The sequence below is a fragment of the Kaistella antarctica genome (assembly GCF_900109615.1).
Taxonomy (GTDB): Bacteria; Bacteroidota; Bacteroidia; order Flavobacteriales; family Weeksellaceae; genus Kaistella; species Kaistella antarctica.
The window spans coordinates 115,180-131,271 of sequence record NZ_FOIX01000004.1 but is presented as its reverse complement, the minus strand read 5'-3'; the positions used below and the strand labels follow the sequence as shown (position 1 = coordinate 131,271).

The 16,092-nt window shown below is 34.0% G+C and carries 15 protein-coding genes; 7 read left to right on the top strand and 8 right to left on the bottom strand.

Features of this window, described 5'->3' with window-relative positions; translation table 11 throughout:
• Nucleotides 1–5: 5 nt before the first annotated feature.
• From BMX49_RS12285 to BMX49_RS12255, 7 genes are all read left to right on the top strand, one after another.
• Entirely contained in the window at nt 6–446 is a 441-nt protein-coding gene (locus BMX49_RS12285) for a GPW/gp25 family protein (RefSeq protein WP_034719682.1), read from the top strand.
• Between the two features lie 229 nt (nt 447–675).
• Entirely contained in the window at nt 676–1,707 is a 1,032-nt protein-coding gene (locus tag BMX49_RS12280) for a hypothetical protein (protein WP_034719684.1), read from the top strand.
• Nucleotides 1,708–1,711: 4 nt separating this feature from the next.
• On the top strand, nt 1,712–2,503 hold the full coding sequence (locus BMX49_RS12275) for a DUF4280 domain-containing protein (protein ID WP_246005129.1): 792 nt from the start codon (nt 1,712–1,714) through the stop codon (nt 2,501–2,503).
• Nucleotides 2,504–2,519: 16 nt separating this feature from the next.
• Nucleotides 2,520–4,874: a M15 family metallopeptidase gene (locus BMX49_RS12270; RefSeq protein WP_051803740.1), complete on the top strand. Its 2,355-nt coding sequence runs from the start codon at nt 2,520–2,522 to the stop codon at nt 4,872–4,874.
• Nucleotides 4,874–5,695, top strand: coding sequence for a hypothetical protein (locus BMX49_RS12265; protein ID WP_126337140.1), 822 nt, complete (start codon nt 4,874–4,876; stop codon nt 5,693–5,695). Before BMX49_RS12270 ends, BMX49_RS12265 begins: the two co-directional genes overlap by 1 nt.
• 42 nt (nt 5,696–5,737) lie before the next feature.
• Entirely contained in the window at nt 5,738–6,070 is a 333-nt protein-coding gene (locus BMX49_RS12260; RefSeq protein ID WP_034719686.1) for a hypothetical protein, read from the top strand.
• Nucleotides 6,033–7,259, top strand: coding sequence for a hypothetical protein (locus tag BMX49_RS12255; protein WP_034719688.1), 1,227 nt, complete (start codon nt 6,033–6,035; stop codon nt 7,257–7,259). The genes BMX49_RS12260 and BMX49_RS12255 overlap by 38 nt, the downstream gene beginning before the upstream one ends.
• Nucleotides 7,260–7,918: 659 nt before the next feature.
• Here BMX49_RS12255 and tssR read toward each other — a convergent pair.
• The 8 genes from tssR to BMX49_RS12215 form a co-directional block, all read right to left on the bottom strand.
• Nucleotides 7,919–10,288: a type VI secretion system protein TssR domain-containing protein gene (gene tssR / locus BMX49_RS12250; protein WP_034719690.1), complete on the bottom strand. Its 2,370-nt coding sequence runs from the start codon at nt 10,286–10,288 to the stop codon at nt 7,919–7,921.
• 14 nt (nt 10,289–10,302) lie between these two features.
• Nucleotides 10,303–11,232: a PKD domain-containing protein gene (locus tag BMX49_RS12245; RefSeq protein WP_034719692.1), complete on the bottom strand. Its 930-nt coding sequence runs from the start codon at nt 11,230–11,232 to the stop codon at nt 10,303–10,305.
• Nucleotides 11,233–11,243: 11 nt separating this feature from the next.
• Entirely contained in the window at nt 11,244–11,771 is a 528-nt protein-coding gene (tssO, locus tag BMX49_RS12240; protein ID WP_034719694.1) for a type VI secretion system TssO, read from the bottom strand.
• A gap of 9 nt (nt 11,772–11,780) precedes the next feature.
• Nucleotides 11,781–12,305, bottom strand: coding sequence for a type VI secretion system TssO (gene tssO, locus BMX49_RS12235; RefSeq protein WP_051803745.1), 525 nt, complete (start codon nt 12,303–12,305; stop codon nt 11,781–11,783).
• 6 nt (nt 12,306–12,311) lie between these two features.
• A complete protein-coding gene (locus tag BMX49_RS12230) occupies nt 12,312–12,983 on the bottom strand; it encodes a response regulator transcription factor (RefSeq protein WP_034719697.1) in 672 nt (223 codons plus the stop codon).
• Nucleotides 12,984–13,055: 72 nt separating this feature from the next.
• A complete protein-coding gene (locus BMX49_RS12225) occupies nt 13,056–14,201 on the bottom strand; it encodes a hypothetical protein (protein WP_034719700.1) in 1,146 nt (381 codons plus the stop codon).
• A gap of 6 nt (nt 14,202–14,207) precedes the next feature.
• Nucleotides 14,208–15,110: a TssN family type VI secretion system protein gene (locus BMX49_RS12220; protein WP_034719702.1), complete on the bottom strand. Its 903-nt coding sequence runs from the start codon at nt 15,108–15,110 to the stop codon at nt 14,208–14,210.
• 34 nt (nt 15,111–15,144) lie between these two features.
• The gene (locus BMX49_RS12215) at nt 15,145–16,089 is read right to left on the bottom strand and encodes a type VI secretion system baseplate subunit TssG (protein ID WP_034719704.1); all 945 of its coding nucleotides are present in this window, start codon (nt 16,087–16,089) and stop codon (nt 15,145–15,147) included.
• Nucleotides 16,090–16,092 lie beyond the last annotated feature (3 nt).

The window sequence follows — 16,092 nt, the reverse complement described above, 5'->3', positions numbered from 1 at the left end:
TTAATATGGATAATGAGAATTATAGATTGCCCCTGAATCCTTTATCGATGATGATGAATGGTGGTCATATCGACACTTGTGGCGTGGGCGAAAGTATTGCGCAAAACATCATGCTTTTGATCATTACTAAAAAAGGAGAGAATAGATATGATGAGCATTATGGCAATGATGTCTGGAATTTAGAATTCGATAATGGAATCACGTCAGCCATGTGGGAAAATATATTTGTGAAAAGTTTGCAAAGACAGATTGATGATTATGAACCTCGCTTACTCAATGCACGGGTTCAGGCAAACATCAAATTTGTAGAACACAACTACGAAACAAAAGGTTTTACTGAAGTCAAGAAGAAAGTAAAAATTGTGATCAATGCAAAATTAGAGTCGACCAATGAAGCTTTTAATTTTTCTACCGAAATATTTTTGAGTCCGATGTCTATTGATTAAATAGCTTGAATTCGTGAAAATTTTTAAATGTAATAAAGTATTATTGCATTTTTTTTTGGTTGTATGCCATATTTTTAAATGTAAGTATTACTAATTATTATCCACAGTATCTTGTTTTTGTAGTAGAATTACTACAAATTTCATATTATTTTCAATATATCTTAATCGGTATTGTTTTTTACTTAAATTTACTACTAGCGAAATATATTCATTGACATTAATTAATAATATGAATGATCTATTGGAAATTTATGAGGTAAAAGCCAGCGACACCCTATCTAAAATAGGTAGTGGAATTGGCATGACAGGAGATGAGGTGCGGGATTTTCACAATGCAAATTGTGAGCAGCATGGGATGATGTATTTTAATAGTTTAATTGGTATTGAAAAGATAATTCTTCCAAAAAATCATAAAAGTGCGGTTCAGATTAAAAAAGAAAATACAGATTCCGTTCCTGCTAAGATTTTATCTCCAGAATTTTATGCAGAAACCTATGAAGTTGTAGAATCTTATGAAAGTGATTTCGAAAATAAACTGGAGATTAATTACACGCTCGATATTCAACTTACCAAAATCGAAGAAAATCAGGTAAAGAGTTTCGCTGCATCTGTTCACTGTTATAATTTTCAAAAGAATGGAGAAAAGCCAGATGATAAGATGAGCGAACTATCTATTGCCTGCGCGCAAAGTATCGCACCAATCCAATTCTACATTTCAAGTGAAGGAAAAGTTTCCGGCATTTCTCACTTTGAAAATCTTCTTAAAACTTTTGAGGAAAAAAGAAAAGACTTAGAAGACTTTTATATCGGTGAGGTTTCAAAAAAATACATGGATAAGTTTGCAGAAGGTTTATCGAATAAAGAATATTTTGAAAAACAGCTTAGTTCGACATTGCTCTATCAGGTTTTATTTCCGAGAATGACTTGGTTTCACAAGTATGATGTATGGAAGGATGAATTCTATTTGGTTAAAAATTCCTTCCCTCTAAATTGTGTTTTTAAGGCAGAATTTATCCATTTGGATGAAGAGCAAATTCAAACAGGTATTAAAGGAGAAATTGAAGATAACATCAGTCTGCAGGAATTGCTTAAAGGAAGAAAATTTGAGGAAGAGCCAGATGAGCCTTTAGTTGGAGTTGTAGAATTAAAATATACGACAGAGAAAAATACGAAACAATTACTTTCCGCAGAAGCAGGCATTGCACTGTTGCACGAAGGTGAGATTTACAGAAAGCAGAAAATAAAATTATCAAAAATCTAAACAGATGGATGAATTAGATAAAAGTGGAAAATTACCAGATTTAAAAATGCCGTCAAAAAACACGGAAAATAGCGAATTTTCTGCAGATTTTGAAGGCGAATTTGATCAGTCTTCCAGCGGCTTATCAGATGGTGAAGATGAAAATGAAGATTTCATGTATGGAATTGATGGAGGTGAAGATCTAGGATCAGATTTAGATTCAGAAGAACTAAATGCTGCGCAAAATCTCGAAGATGAGAAAGCTTCTGAAAAAGAAGAAGAGAAAAAGGAGGAGGAAAAGGCGGCGGAAAGCGAAAGTAAATCTAGCGAGCACGACGGAAAATATTTTGTCATCCAAAAAGGAATGTGCCAATGCGATCAAGGTTTCAAATTTCCAAAATTTAAAGTTACGAGTCATAAAAAACATTATTGGAATGATGCCGAGGGACAAGCGGATTATCTGGCTGTAACTGAAGATGATCTCACTCTTGATCCACCTGCAATGCCTTTCGGACAATGTAAATTAAAACCTAGTTCTGGAGGATATTTACCTTGCAGTTACGCACCGGTCGGAAAGTGGCAGAAACCTTATGACAAAGTAAAAGTAATGGGACACAGTTGTCTCACGGAAATATCTGAATTAATGTGTGCGGTGGGTGGAAAAATTACCATTATGAAACACGGGCAGCAGAGTGAGGCGGGGAAAAGTAATGCTACCAACGCTAGTTCCACGGAACAAGAAATTCTAAATCCCGCGATGGATTATGATAAGTTTAAGGAAGAAATTGAAGAAACTGACGATCGACATGCATGGTAAATATAAATTTTAAATGATGGCAAAAGGAGGAGTTTATAGAATAAAGGGGGATAAGAATCCACTTACCGGTGTAAAAACTTTCTACAATGTTGTAGATTGGTATGCAAACACGCCGTTGGCTCAGAGAAAAGAAGAATTGGTAACTTGGGAACTGTATGTAAAAGGAGATAATGGATATAGAAGCACGGGAATTAAAAAGCGCGGAGTAAATCATTTCACTTTCGGACCCAATGCACACAAGTTTTCTTATAAAGTAGAAGGCTATCTCCATGCAGCTGAAGGCAAAGAACCTATGGCAATTTTTGTCCAGCCTCAGAAAAATGAAAAAGTTAAAGCTGTAGAAAAGGATATTCTAGGGGTAAGCTTGACTTATTATGACGGTTCTAAAATTACCAAAGCTCTCAATTACATGGATCGTTTGAAAGCTGTTGCTAAATGTCAAGGTTTGGAAGGGTTAAAAGTTGTTTTTACACTTTGGGAGGACGATGAAGATAAAGACGGACACAATACAAAAAATCAATACATAACCAAATCACCAGAGATGAAAGTTGATAGTAAAGGTTATGCACGCTGGAATTTTACGCTTTTTAATACGTATATAAATTTAGCAAATAAAAGGGAAGATGAAAAGAAAAAACATGAATATTACGTAACCGCCGAGTATAATGGAAAATTAAGAGCTTCACGAAATACAAATGTTAATAATCCAGAGTATACGCTGCCCTCACCAAAGCCTAAACAAAATAGTCCTAAAACTTCCACTAATCCTTCATCTCCAAACAATCAAGCAGATCCAAAAGGATATGTGACTAAAATCGAACTCTACGATAAAGATCTGAAAAAAATTACAACCCGTCCGCAATTTGGAGATATTATTCAGCTATTAATTGAGGCTAAAAATGTTGGTGGTTTAAATTATACCCTTAAACTTTGGGAGCATGACTATGCGGGCAAAAATGATTTGCTTTATAATAAAGTTCACACTTTTAAGAATGATAAAAATGTAGTGAATGTCAGACAGTCAGTTTCTATCCGTTTAGTTGATGAGTTTAGGAAAATCGGCGAAATTGGTAATGATGCCAAGAATCCAGACAGTGGCGAATACTCCACAGGAAATTATCAGGAGATTTTTGCAGAGGTTATCTTTGAAAAGGTTTCTGCTGAGTCTTCTGTAATTAATGTCGCCTTAAATACCGAACCGAAAAAACAAAATAATGGGAAAGCGCCCGCAATTGCACAAAAAGAAAAGCCCAGTTCTGAATCTTGTGTTTGTGAAAAAAATAGTTTGGTTTGGGGTGATAAAATTGGTTGTAAGGAGAGGTTAAAAGTGATAGAGGTTTCAAAAAATCTTGGTGTCGATCCTAATTGGTTAATGACTGTCATAGCTTTAGAAACAGCCGAAACGTTCAGCCCTTCCATTGATAATGGAGTTGGTTATGTTGGTCTGATTCAATTTGGCAAGGATGCCTCTAAAGATTTAGGCGTCACTCAAAATGCGTTAGTTAAGATGAATTTTATTGAGCAAATGAAATATGTTCAGAAATTTCTAGAAAAAAATAAAACAAAGTATAAAACTTTAACAGATCTGTATCTTGGAGTTTTGTATCCATCGGCTTCTGGTCATGGAGCTGAAAGAGAATACATAGTTTTAGATGGTAATGCTTACCGCAGCAATCCTTTATTTTTTAAGGAGAAAGGAGAATGGGAGTATGCCACTAAACTTAATAAAAAGGGAAAAAAGATTAAATATAAAAAAGCTGTGGATCCCAATGGAAAAACATATGTATGGGAGATAGCTCTGGTAGCACAAGAAATATATACAAAAGGGTTGGATGTTAAAGAAAAAGAATTTTTATGTGAACAATCAGTTAGTCCTATAAGTAAAATACCAAAATCAGGAGATTGTTTAGATACTTGGGATTCTAATACTAACAGCAAGATATCCAAGCTACATCCAAAAATAAGATGTGCTGTTAAGAATTTTATTAATGAGGTTGAAAGTGAGATGGGTATCAAATTGAGAGTTATACAAGGATTAAGAACTTATGCAGAACAGAATGCACTGTATGCACAAGGAAGAACCAAAAAAGGCGCTGTAGTAACGAGAGCTAAAGGTGGGCAGAGTAATCATAATTTCGGAGTTGCAATTGATGTAGCCGAAATAAAAAATGGAACGATTGATTGGAAAGAGCAGGAAAAAGTTTTGCCAAAAATAGCTCCTATTGGAAAAAAATGGGGATTCTCTTGGGGAGGTGATTGGAAAAGCATTATTGATAAACCTCATTTTGAAATGACTTTTGGAAAGTCTCTTTCAGAATTAAGAAAAGAATATGAAAAAAACGGAAATGATCACACAAAAATTTCACTTTAATGAAAAACTTTAACATACCGATTTTGATAACGTCATTGTTTATTATTTTTCAATGTAAACAAAACACAGGGAAATTGTCTGTCGACAAAAAAGTTGAAGTTGACAATAAACAAAATGATGACGGCTTACTACTAGTGAAGGACACTACTTTATTTATTAACTCAACTCAAGGTGAAGATGTCAAACTTTTATTAGCTGCTAATAGTAATGATTCCGTTATACAAAGCAATATGTACGGTGAAATGGGCAAATCTAGTTATGAATTTGTTTTTAATAAATTTCTCAAGAAAGCGTCTTGCATAACGTATCGGTATGAAGAGCCAATTTCCATTAATTCTAATCCAATAATTTCGAATGAAAAAAAAGAAGATTTAGCAACTTCCGTTGAAGCTTCAAAAAGACTCACTGCTATATTTCATAGTTATCAAAAAGTTTTAAATCCAGCTTTTGCATTAAAAACTGAAAAAGAATTAAATTCTAAGTGGTTTGGGAAATATACTCTAACATTAAATGGTGATGATGATGATTGGAGAAATAGCAAAGAAATAGAGTTAAATATTTCCTCGAAATCTGTAACCTACTTAGCTAAAGGTTTTCAATTATACCAGTATTTTAATCTTTCAGCTGAAGAAAAAAATGGTGATTTAACTTTACATTACCAAAATTCTTTGGATAATACTGAAAGTTGGGCTTTAAGTAAGACGAAAAATTTTGGAACATTAACCTTAAAGGGGGAAGACTACAAGTGGTCTTCTCCATATTTAAACATGTATTTTAATGATAGTAAACTAATTAATTTTAAGGTTGTAAAAGCTAAATAATAGCATGCTGATATTAGTGAAAATTTCAACTAATAAATCAATATGAAATATCCGATTTTCCTATCTGTTTTAGTCTTTTCATGCTCTAAGACTGCACCATTCATTGGCGCGGTGATTGTTTTTAGTTGGTCACACGTCGCATTTATCGTTGGGGAAAATATAGATAAAAGCAAATACGTGTATATTGGCGGAAATCAGACTGGCTGGGAAGGTAAGACAGCCGGGACACAAGTCATAAGTATTTCTTCAATAAGTAAAAAAAGTTCAGATATTTTTGCAATTATGAAACCTAAAGATTATTTAATTGACGATGAAGAAAAAAAACTTCCCACATACAATGTCGAAAGTGAAAATGATTTTAACTCAACAAGATGATACTATCAACATGAAAAGAAAATTATCAGTAATAATTATCAGTAATATAATAATGATTTGTTGTAATGGGCAAAGTGAAAATAATAGCAAAAATACTTTCATAACACCACAAAATGAAAGTATGGATTCAAAAACTGAAATCGCTTTAAAAAAACAATTAGAAGAAGGGGCTTACCAATTTGCCCCAGATGGGAGCGACGTTGGCAAGCCTTCATTTGACAGTGAAGAAATGCGTGCAATGGTGAATGTAGAAGAAGCTTTTTTAAAGCAAAAAGGATATCAATTTCCGGATAATGTAAAATTCGGCGACAAAATTAAATTATTTTTTGACAGACAGATTATAAGTAATTCTGACAAAGAATATTTATATATAAGTTTAAAAGACAAATGTGATCACAATTTTGTTAATTTTAAATCTGATGGAATTTACTACAATGGTTTTTATATCATTAAAAAGAAAAACTTTATAACAGATTTTTACTATTTACCGGAAGTTTTAAATTATGAAAAAAGTTATAATAAGCTTTATAACGCGGAAAAGACGGCTAATAGTGTAATTTATAACACAAGATATAATTTAAAAGTGGAGATACAGAAATGGCGGGAAGTAGAAGATTTAGAAGAACAACGTTTTTATAATATCCAAACAATTGCTGCTCGTAATAAATACCTTTTCAATGACAGCAAAGGAGATTTAGTGTGGTTAAAAGCTAATGATAAAGTTTTCTTAGAATCTCTGGTAAAAACCTTTGGATATACTTCGGACTTGGATCTTCTAGATTTTGTTGTAAAAAATAATTATAAAGATAAAATGAATATTAGGTCAATTCTTTGGAATGAGAGCTGCGCTGGAAAAATAAAAGTAAATAAAGAAGTATTTGATATAGTGAAAAAATGGGATGATAAGGATTTCCAACTTTTTTCAGGAAAAGTGCAAGATGTGTTGGTTGATCTTTATAAAGAAATAGAATTAGATGAATCTGTAAGTTTTTCTGAACGAACAAAAATAATGGGTTTAATTGCTTATCATGCCACTAAAGCTAATCAAAAATTCTATTATCGTTTTTTTCCACTTCTTAATGACCCTCACTTTGCTGTAGAATTTAAGAAAGCCAATTACTACAACATTTCTGATTTTAAAGAAATTTACGAGCATACAAGATTTGGCGGTATTGGTCCAGCAGAATAATCAAAAATATTCAATATAAAAAGCATTCGAGAGGATGCTTTTTAATTTTAAATATTTGAATACCTACCTCTAACTTGAAGTGCAGTATAGAATATAATTAAAGGTCGGATACACATAAAAGTGGTAGTTTTCAAAATCTATTGGAATCGAAGTTGTAGGATCGGCAATTGATAAAAATGGTAAACCAACATTGGGGTTGAAAGATCGAAACCCAGTTGTAGGATGGGAAGCAGTGACAGATTTGTAGGCGAAGTATGTTGCTTGTTTAGTAAAAGGTTTATTAAATTATTATAGCCTTGACAAGAGTAATATTGATTGTCATGAACTTTTAGCTGCAAAGGAAAAAGGCGAAGGTCAGATTGTGTACAATGCAATCAAAGAATATTTATAAAGTATAATTATGAAAGATTTATTTTTAATTCTATTTACATCGATTTATTTCTTTCCAATTGTAAAGGTCAAGATAAAGAGAAAAAAAGCAATTTGCCTGAAACAAAAGCATACTATAAAAAGTTTCGCAGAAATTGTTTTAAATCTATGAAACTGTTAAGACCGTCATGATCAATTTTTCATAAGCTCAAAAATTATTGATCCCCTATCTTCCACAATTTAAAAAACAAATAAAAAAAAGACTGAGATTTTCTATCCCAGTCTTACTTTTATAAACTTTCTTGTGGTGTAATGAGTGGCGCAAAGTAATTGCTTAACCAATAATAGGTCTCACCATTTTGATCAATTGTTATTTTTGGATTGCTTTTATTTTCGAGTAAACGGTTTGCCAATAAACGATATTGTTTGAAATACGCTTTCACGGCAGCTTCAGGCATTATCTTAGATTGCTTCCAGCCGGCAAGCATATATTTTGAAAGAATCTCATCTCCCGAAGTGTCGAAACCTGTACTCAAACCTACAGAATAAGCCATTGATTTATTTTTCAAATCGCTGGATCTTAATTTTTCTGTTGATAGATTATACCTTTTTAATACTTTCATATAGGCATTTACCGCCTTTCCTTGTGAAAAGTTGGTACTGAAAGAGAGCGTTTCTTTATAAATTTCTTCATATAAGTTTCTCAGGCGGTTATATTCCAGCTCAGAAATTAAGATCCCTTTTTGAACAACCGGAAAGGCATTTTTAAATTCTTCTGTATAAACTCCTTTCGTTAAAAATGGATAATTGTGCTTCACAAATTGCGCCGAAGTTTCTGTAGGTAAAGGAACAGGAACATCAGAATACTCTGAGCGGAAATCTGGTTTGATCTCAGTCTTCGTATTTGCCAGAGACGATTGAAAATATTTTGTCAAAGATTGTTCTAAAATTTTATTCTGTGTAGTTGCCTGAGACAAAAGACTGTCTAAACTCTTTGAGAGTAAAGCGCTGGAATTGAAATCTCCTTTTTTCGGGTAAATCACAAATCCTTGCCACATACTTTTCTTAGGATAATCAAGCGAGTAAAGTCCGGCTTCCTGTTGCAAAAGACTATAGTCATTCTTATTTAAAACCATCGCCTGATCTGCAATTCTTTCTTTTTCAAGTTCTGCAATATTTTTCCCAGAGTTGGTAATGATGTTTTCTGAGAGAAGAACAAAGTTGTTTGCTGATTCAGACATCCCAGAATAAGTTTGGTAAGAAATGATCCTTGCCCGCGCTGCTGATAGGGAGGAGATTGCTCCCACCATATTGCTTTGGTTAGAGTTTGATCCGATGAGAACTACCACGTTTGTCTCATTTTTATGTGCTTCCAAAACTTGACCTGCCATTTCCATTCCTTGCTGCATAGGCTGTGCGCCGTAACCACTGCAATTCATTAAGACCAACTGTTTGTCAATATATTGTGAAACTTTTTCTGGATCTGATGTTAATTCTGAGGCAACAACATTATCAGTACAAGAATTGTTTTTAAATAATACCACGCCGAAATTAACTTGTCTGAAATACTTAATGTCTTTCAGCTTTAAAGATAAATCCTGCAAGGTAGATTTTGCCACCGCTATATTTTGATCATTTTCATTACTTGCATCTACCGTTAAAATGATGTTTAGATTTTTATTTTTAGAAATGATTTCTTTGTACTGAGAATGGTAGAGAGGCTGACCCAATATGTTATTAATGAAATTTTTGCTGTAGTCTAATCCGTTAGTAAAGAATTTTCCCTTTCCTTCCATCGCTGGGTTCAGGGGCGATGTACTGATTATATTTTCTATCGGATCTCGGCTAATTGCATCTGATACTGGGAAAATTGTTTTTGCATCATTACCAAAACTTTCTTTAGCAATCGATAAATCAGTTTCGTCTGTAAATCTGTAATCAGGGGACACGCGAAGTGCAGACGTATCGCCCCAAAGCGTTACGATATTCGAGTTGACCCAGCCATAGAGATTTCCGGCAATGCTATCGATTTTAACAGAAGGAGATTTTCCGATCAAATAGCGTTTGCCATCTTCAGCTTTCTTGTAGATATAAACCAAATCGCCAATCGGCAGTTTCATTTTGGCCGGATTTGTTAAATCGGGAGAAGTGAAGACAAGCACAGAATCATTTTTCAAATATTTTTCTCCGTACTTTAAAACGTCAGATTTATTGGGAGTGAGCGTGGCTTTTACCGTAAAACCATTAGCATTATTTTTTACTGAATTGGTCCAGAGTAAAAGCTGGTCTTCTGGAATCCAACCGTAAGTTTTCACAGATTTTGAAGATACTTTTTGCAAAAGTGCATCAGGATTATATTCTGCTACTTTAACTAAGCCTTTGGTGTTTTTGTGCTGTACTACCAGAAGTGGCTCTAGGAATTTAATCTCTTTCGGTGATTTTTTATCGCCTTTCTTCATAAAAACGACATTGCTGTTTCTATCAGAAATTACAACCCAAGGTTCTTTTTCTAAGGGAAATCCATTTGTAATTTTCATTTGATCTATCGTTCCGTATTGCGAAGGTTTCGGCGTGGTGTTCGACGGAATTCTTACGTTGCAACCGGCAATAATAAAGGTTACGGCAAGTAGCGCTGAAGCTTGTAATAGTTTATGATTCATAATGGTTGTCTTTATTATTCTTTGCTTTGTTTTACTTCTACTTTCGTTACGCAGTTCTGACCAGGATCAACCGTAGTGGTTACTTCTTGTATTAAATTGTTTTTATCAAACTGAAGACCTGTGCAATAATAGTAGAAGGAGATGTTTTTATCGTTTGCAGAAACTGAGACATTATCTTTATTACACAAGTAAGTTCTCAATAAATAATAGTAATGGAAATTAAAATTGCTTCCATTGGCTATTTGTTGAAGGTGATATCTGAAATCGTCATTTATTTTATTAATGACTTCACCTTGAGTTGGTGCAATTGGCTGAATCTCTTGCTGACTTTCCACGGGATAAGAAGGTAATATTCTGATCTGATGAATAATGGGATCAGTGTCAGCATCCGTGAATAAAGTGACGAGATAGCTCCCAGGATTTTTAAAGGAGTACGAGACCATTTTGTCCTTGGCGTCAATATTGCCGGACTCGCCAAACTTCCAGGAATAGATTTTTGCATCATTTGAGACCGCTCGAAAAAGTACATTTTCCAACTGCATCGCTTGAGACGGTGCATCGATTACCGTAGAAGCCCGAACTTCAGTATCATTTAAAATTGCTAACGCTGCTGATGAAACCAGAACGTTGAAAGTTTTGGTGAACTCATTATCGATGATTAGTGATACTTGATAATAGCCAGGTTTTTTATAAATATGCAATCCCTTTTGGTCAGTGCTTTCCGCGCCATCACCAAAAACCCATTTTCGGGTTTTTCCGAAGGGTGTTTTGTCTTCGAAATTGACGGGTTCCTCCACATTTACCGAATTTGGAGTAACTGTTCCCACCATATCTTCAGAGGTATAGCCTTTGTTTTGTAGCGCCCAGATGAGCAAGGCTACGAGAATAATCACTCCACCTGAAATCAGCAAAATGTTTCTTCTGTTCTTTTGTACGTAATTCATTTTTGTATGTTTTATCTACCGTTATGCATGAGGAGTGCGTTATCTCTCTGGTTCATCTGTTGCGCTTTTTCTTTCACGTTGATGAGGCAATTATCATATTGTTGTTTGAAAAGTGCGACATTTTCTTTGGTGTTTTGCATGTCTTGTTTATCAAGCTGATACATTTTATAAAAATTGGCGATTCGTGCATATCCCTTTTGTCTGGGATCGGTTACCACCGTGATTTTAAAAGCATTGCCGATTTCACTTATTCCGATATCTATGGCATTCTCCATCATTGGATCAGATTTTTCAGGATCCAGTTTATCCAGTTTTGCAAAGGTACTGTCAATAGTTTTCTGAATTGATTTTTGAGCTTCGTCAAATCTAGATTTCTCCTGCAATATTAAGACAGTGTGAAGATCAGCATCAGAAAATGGCGAATGGAATTTTCTAAGCGTGATCACCGATACTATTAATATCGTAATAAGCATCATTCCCAGTAAGTAAAGGAAATAATGTCTTTTTTCTTTGTTTGATAATGTAATATTTACCTGCATGTCCAATTTTTAATAAAGTTTTCCTTTAGGCTTATTTTTCTTTTTTATTCCTTCACTTACTCTTCCCACATTTCCCATACATTCATTTAGCAATCTGGAAATACTGCTTTTTTCCATTTTTTTCTTGAGCAACTCATTTTTATAAGTGAGCATGGGCTGCATTTGTTTTAAGAGAAGTGAGATCTGTTTTAAATCTGCGACGCTGTCTTTTGCAATAAGCTGGTTCGCAACTTGAATATCTTGAATGACAGAATTTCTAAGAAACAAATCATTAGACACTTTATCATTACTCATCAGCGACATTTTATCGTAGATCGTATCTAGCTTGATATTCAATAATTCATTTCTACCAAGCATGTCTTGATAAGCATCCAAATCAGACCGAATTTGCCTGTTTTGCATTTCAGCACTTTTAAAAAATAAAAAAACGACACTGAAAGCCATTGCACATAAAAGGATGAAAGAAATGATGAAATTTCTTGTCCCCTTTTGCACATCATCTTTATTGAGTCTTTTTTGTCCGTATGATTTCATAACCTTTTAAATACTTGAGTTATAGTAACCTTTTTCCACGCAAAATCTCACCAAATCCAATTTGCTTTTTAAGCCCAGTTTTTCTGTGAGTCGCGTTATATAAGTGTCAATAGTTCTGGCGCTGAGGTTGATTCTTTCCCCGATTTCTTTATTGCTGTAGCCTTCATAGGAAAGTTTAATAATCTGGATCTCCGTTACAGAAATTTCTTGTTGTTCGCGCTTTTGTCTGTCCATGTAATTCTGCACAGACTGCGATTGCGACGCCCACTCTTTTTTATAATGTTCATAATTGTCATTCTCCGAAAAAACGCAGTTTCTAAGCAAGTCTTTGATGATGATACTGCTTTTCTGACAATAGAAAACATTGGGGATTTCTCCCAATAAATTGGCCATGTCTTCTTGATAAGTAGCAGAATAAGTAAGTATTGGTGCCGTGTTATTGGTTTCTCTGATGAATTTTATAGCTTCGATACCGCTAAGAATAGGCATGAAGAGGTTGAGAATGAAAATATCTTCCTGTTTACGGTACAGTCTGTTGATCAGTTCATTTCCATTGTTGCAATCATTAACAATGGAGTAGAAGGGATTTTCTAAAAGCATTTTAATTAAAAACTGTTTAAAGTAATAATCACTTTCTGCAATAGAAAAACGAACTAAATTAGTAGACTTACTGTTCATAAAAACTCATTTAATTATTCCTTAAATTTTTTCGAAGACACTTATACTTTCAAACTCTGTAGCAACACTCTTTTAATCGAGTACGCTCCAGCCTTTCTTAGGATCATTGGTAGATTTCACCTGCTGCTCATTTACAATTACATTTTCTTTTCTCTGACCGATGTAATCCAGTTCACTTAGTTTTCCTAAAACCTGCTCCAGACTCTTTAACATGACCTGCGCATTGCGGAATATTTCACCAGTATCGTGGTGAACGTAATCTATTTCTGCAACAATTGAAAGTTGGTTCAAAAGGGTATGCGGCGCAACTTCACTCCATTCTAAACTATAGTTGAGCATCTCTTCCAATTCTGCCGGAATCATCATCTGCATATCATTATATAGATGCAGGGCTAATTTTGAAAAAACATTCATCATGTAAATTGGTGGCTGATTGTACACCATATTTTTAAATTCAAAATAGTTTTCACTGACGTGGTTGACAATCGTTTTACAGACTGTTTTCACGTTATCGGCCAACTCATTATTCTGATTTTTATGCGCAACTTTCTGAAGTATTTTAAATGCGTAAACTCTTAAATTACTCATGGAGTGAGAATATTGATTGTAATATTCTACTAATTTTGGATGAGCTTCAACTGAGGTGCACGGCGGAATAAAATGCTCATCGATCTGCGCGATGCCAGATTTGATAGCGACTTTACCTAAAATAATAAAGTTTCCGCCGGAATAACCACTCAATAAAAGTGCGGTGTCAACCAGTTCTATTTTAGAATTTGCTCGGGTAAATGGATGTCTCGGGGGTATTTCTTCGGAATTAATTTCGCCAAAAGAAATTTTATCAAACGGATTTACAGATGCCAGAATATAATAATCTCCACTACTGTCATTTTCTTCTGTATTGAGATCCTTGGCCAGGCTGCGAATGTTCACCTTAAAATCATTCACTTCGATTCGATGACCTGCTAAAGTGACTGCGGACAATTTTTTAATAATGAGCTGGGCATCATTCGTCGCCGTAGACTGAATTTCAAAAATTCTTTTATCTCCATAACTGTCTGAAATGGGAAGCAGACCGTAATTAAACGCATTTATTTTTACAGAATTAGCGTCCCGAATGGAATCAATTATAAAATTTTCCTGTTGTATCAAATGTTCTCTGGAAATCTTCATTCCATCAACCCAATTGACTGCGTAATGTTTTATTGGCTCTATCATACTATTTTATTTTTCAAATGCGCGGCCTTCTTCTTTGTTGTTAATCACCCGCTTGCATATTACGTACTCGTTTTCTGTCAGATTATTGGATATGATATCCTTCTCAAAATCAATATATTTTCTCATACTGAAAAATGATTTCTTCACATAAAATATCCAGTAAAAAGCTTTTCCTGTTTCATCAAAAAGTTGAATTTTGGAATTGGCGTTTTTAAAATTATAATCATCAACTACTCGGAAAAACCATTCGCCAAAAGTAATTTCTGTCGGAAGCGTTTTTGCCTTAATATTAAATCGCTGTTCATCATCAACATTTTTACTCAGCTCCACATTTAAAACCAATAATTGGTCAAAATCAACTCCTTTAAAATTATAGGCTTTCTGCTCTGGATCAAACTGCCAGGTTTTATAAATATCAAAAGGGATACTTATAAATTGCAGATAACTGTAGTAAAAAACTAAAGGAATGATGAAAACTACCAAACTTGTAGCGGCCATATATTCATTGCCTAAACCTTTACCAATAAAATTAAAAATCAGAGAGAAAAAATAACCTCCGACGATTAAACAGGTAATTGTTAAAACCAATTCAAATACGATCGCCTTCCACATTTTTTCAAAATGTTTTCTGAAATAGAAGTGCAGAAGATTAACATGTAAAATCCCCAAAGCTAAACTGATTAACATGCTTAAAAGATACCAGTAAGGATTAAAAAGATTACCAGAAAAGCCTAAAAAACCCAGCAGCGCAAAAGAAAGCGAGGTTAGTAGAACATAAATGATAATTGTCCTGATCTTGATATCTGGTTTTCCCTTGCGAATAAGCCCCATTATGAAAACCATAATGACTGCAAAAATCGGTATCAACAAGTACCTTAAAAATATTCCTTTAATAGAGCTCACCTCCATTGTATTCTTGTTTTAATTTTTAAATATGAGTAAATTATATGAAGGTCGAATAACTAAGCCTACTCGTGTTTTCGTTATCATTTAAATAAAAAGAGTTCGCTTCTTTTTCCGTTATAAAATTTTCAAAGATTTTAACAGAAAGGGGAAAAAGATAATCGTACACTTTCAATAGCAATTCACGAAAAGGATGTCCCGGTATAAATTTAAAGATATGGTCATATTTGATAGGTCCAATATTAACTTTCCAGTTTCGTTCTCCATCCATATGTTTACCGTTTGGGATTAATGAAATACCCAGTTTTGCTTTTCCTAAAACCATCATATCGTCTTTATCATCAAAGGATTCTACTGTATTTGGAACAAATGAAATATTTACTTTTAATTTTAAAAAGGCAGAAAGAAAATTTTCAATCGATTCAATATTTCCTCTGAATTCATGTAAGAACGGGATCATATAGAAAAAAAGATTGGCGGTGTCGCGATCTAATTCCTTGATTAAAGGCCAAAGCTCTGCTAGAGTTTTCGTTAAGACATCCGACTTGTCAGCAATAGAGTATTCTGATTCTTTTAAGAGCGCTAGAATTTCGGTATGAAAAATTTCTAATTCAAAAGGCTGAAAAAAATTCCGTGCATTTTCTTCTACTTCTTTTTGCCGACGTATTTCTCTTACGACACTTTCTACTCCTCTGTTGAAGTTGCCAAGAGTTGGTGGATGAAAAAGTCCTTCTGGAAGGTAATCGTAGAGACTTTCCCGATAGGTTTCCATGATGATTGTTTCTTCATCTAAACCATAATTACTGAAGTATACTTTCTTTAAATCTTTTAAATAAGGTCTGTCATTGACCCCAATTCGTTTGATGAAAATATTGGCAGTTTCATTATAGTATTTCAAAAGGTTGGCTGCGACAGCTTCTACCTTAAAGTCTGTTCCTAAAGTGTTATAATCGAGTCGCGCTAAATAGGTAATATCTTTTTTCATAAA

Excerpts from the sequence above, each read along its gene's own strand:
- BMX49_RS12285 (WP_034719682.1), top strand. The coding sequence starts at position 6 with ATGGATAATGAGAATTATAGATTGCCCCTGAATCCTTTATCGATGATG.
- BMX49_RS12280 (WP_034719684.1), top strand. The coding sequence starts at position 676 with ATGAATGATCTATTGGAAATTTATGAGGTAAAAGCCAGCGACACCCTA.
- BMX49_RS12275 (WP_246005129.1), top strand. The coding sequence starts at position 1,712 with ATGGATGAATTAGATAAAAGTGGAAAATTACCAGATTTAAAAATGCCG.
- BMX49_RS12270 (WP_051803740.1), top strand. The coding sequence starts at position 2,520 with ATGGCAAAAGGAGGAGTTTATAGAATAAAGGGGGATAAGAATCCACTT.
- BMX49_RS12265 (WP_126337140.1), top strand. The coding sequence starts at position 4,874 with ATGAAAAACTTTAACATACCGATTTTGATAACGTCATTGTTTATTATT.
- BMX49_RS12260 (WP_034719686.1), top strand. The coding sequence starts at position 5,738 with ATGAAATATCCGATTTTCCTATCTGTTTTAGTCTTTTCATGCTCTAAG.
- BMX49_RS12255 (WP_034719688.1), top strand. The coding sequence starts at position 6,033 with ATGTCGAAAGTGAAAATGATTTTAACTCAACAAGATGATACTATCAAC.
- tssR (WP_034719690.1), bottom strand. The coding sequence starts at position 10,288 with ATGAATCATAAACTATTACAAGCTTCAGCGCTACTTGCCGTAACCTTT.
- BMX49_RS12245 (WP_034719692.1), bottom strand. The coding sequence starts at position 11,232 with ATGAATTACGTACAAAAGAACAGAAGAAACATTTTGCTGATTTCAGGT.
- tssO (WP_034719694.1), bottom strand. The coding sequence starts at position 11,771 with ATGCAGGTAAATATTACATTATCAAACAAAGAAAAAAGACATTATTTC.
- tssO (WP_051803745.1), bottom strand. The coding sequence starts at position 12,305 with ATGAAATCATACGGACAAAAAAGACTCAATAAAGATGATGTGCAAAAG.
- BMX49_RS12230 (WP_034719697.1), bottom strand. The coding sequence starts at position 12,983 with ATGAACAGTAAGTCTACTAATTTAGTTCGTTTTTCTATTGCAGAAAGT.
- BMX49_RS12225 (WP_034719700.1), bottom strand. The coding sequence starts at position 14,201 with ATGATAGAGCCAATAAAACATTACGCAGTCAATTGGGTTGATGGAATG.
- BMX49_RS12220 (WP_034719702.1), bottom strand. The coding sequence starts at position 15,110 with ATGGAGGTGAGCTCTATTAAAGGAATATTTTTAAGGTACTTGTTGATA.
- BMX49_RS12215 (WP_034719704.1), bottom strand. The coding sequence starts at position 16,089 with ATGAAAAAAGATATTACCTATTTAGCGCGACTCGATTATAACACTTTA.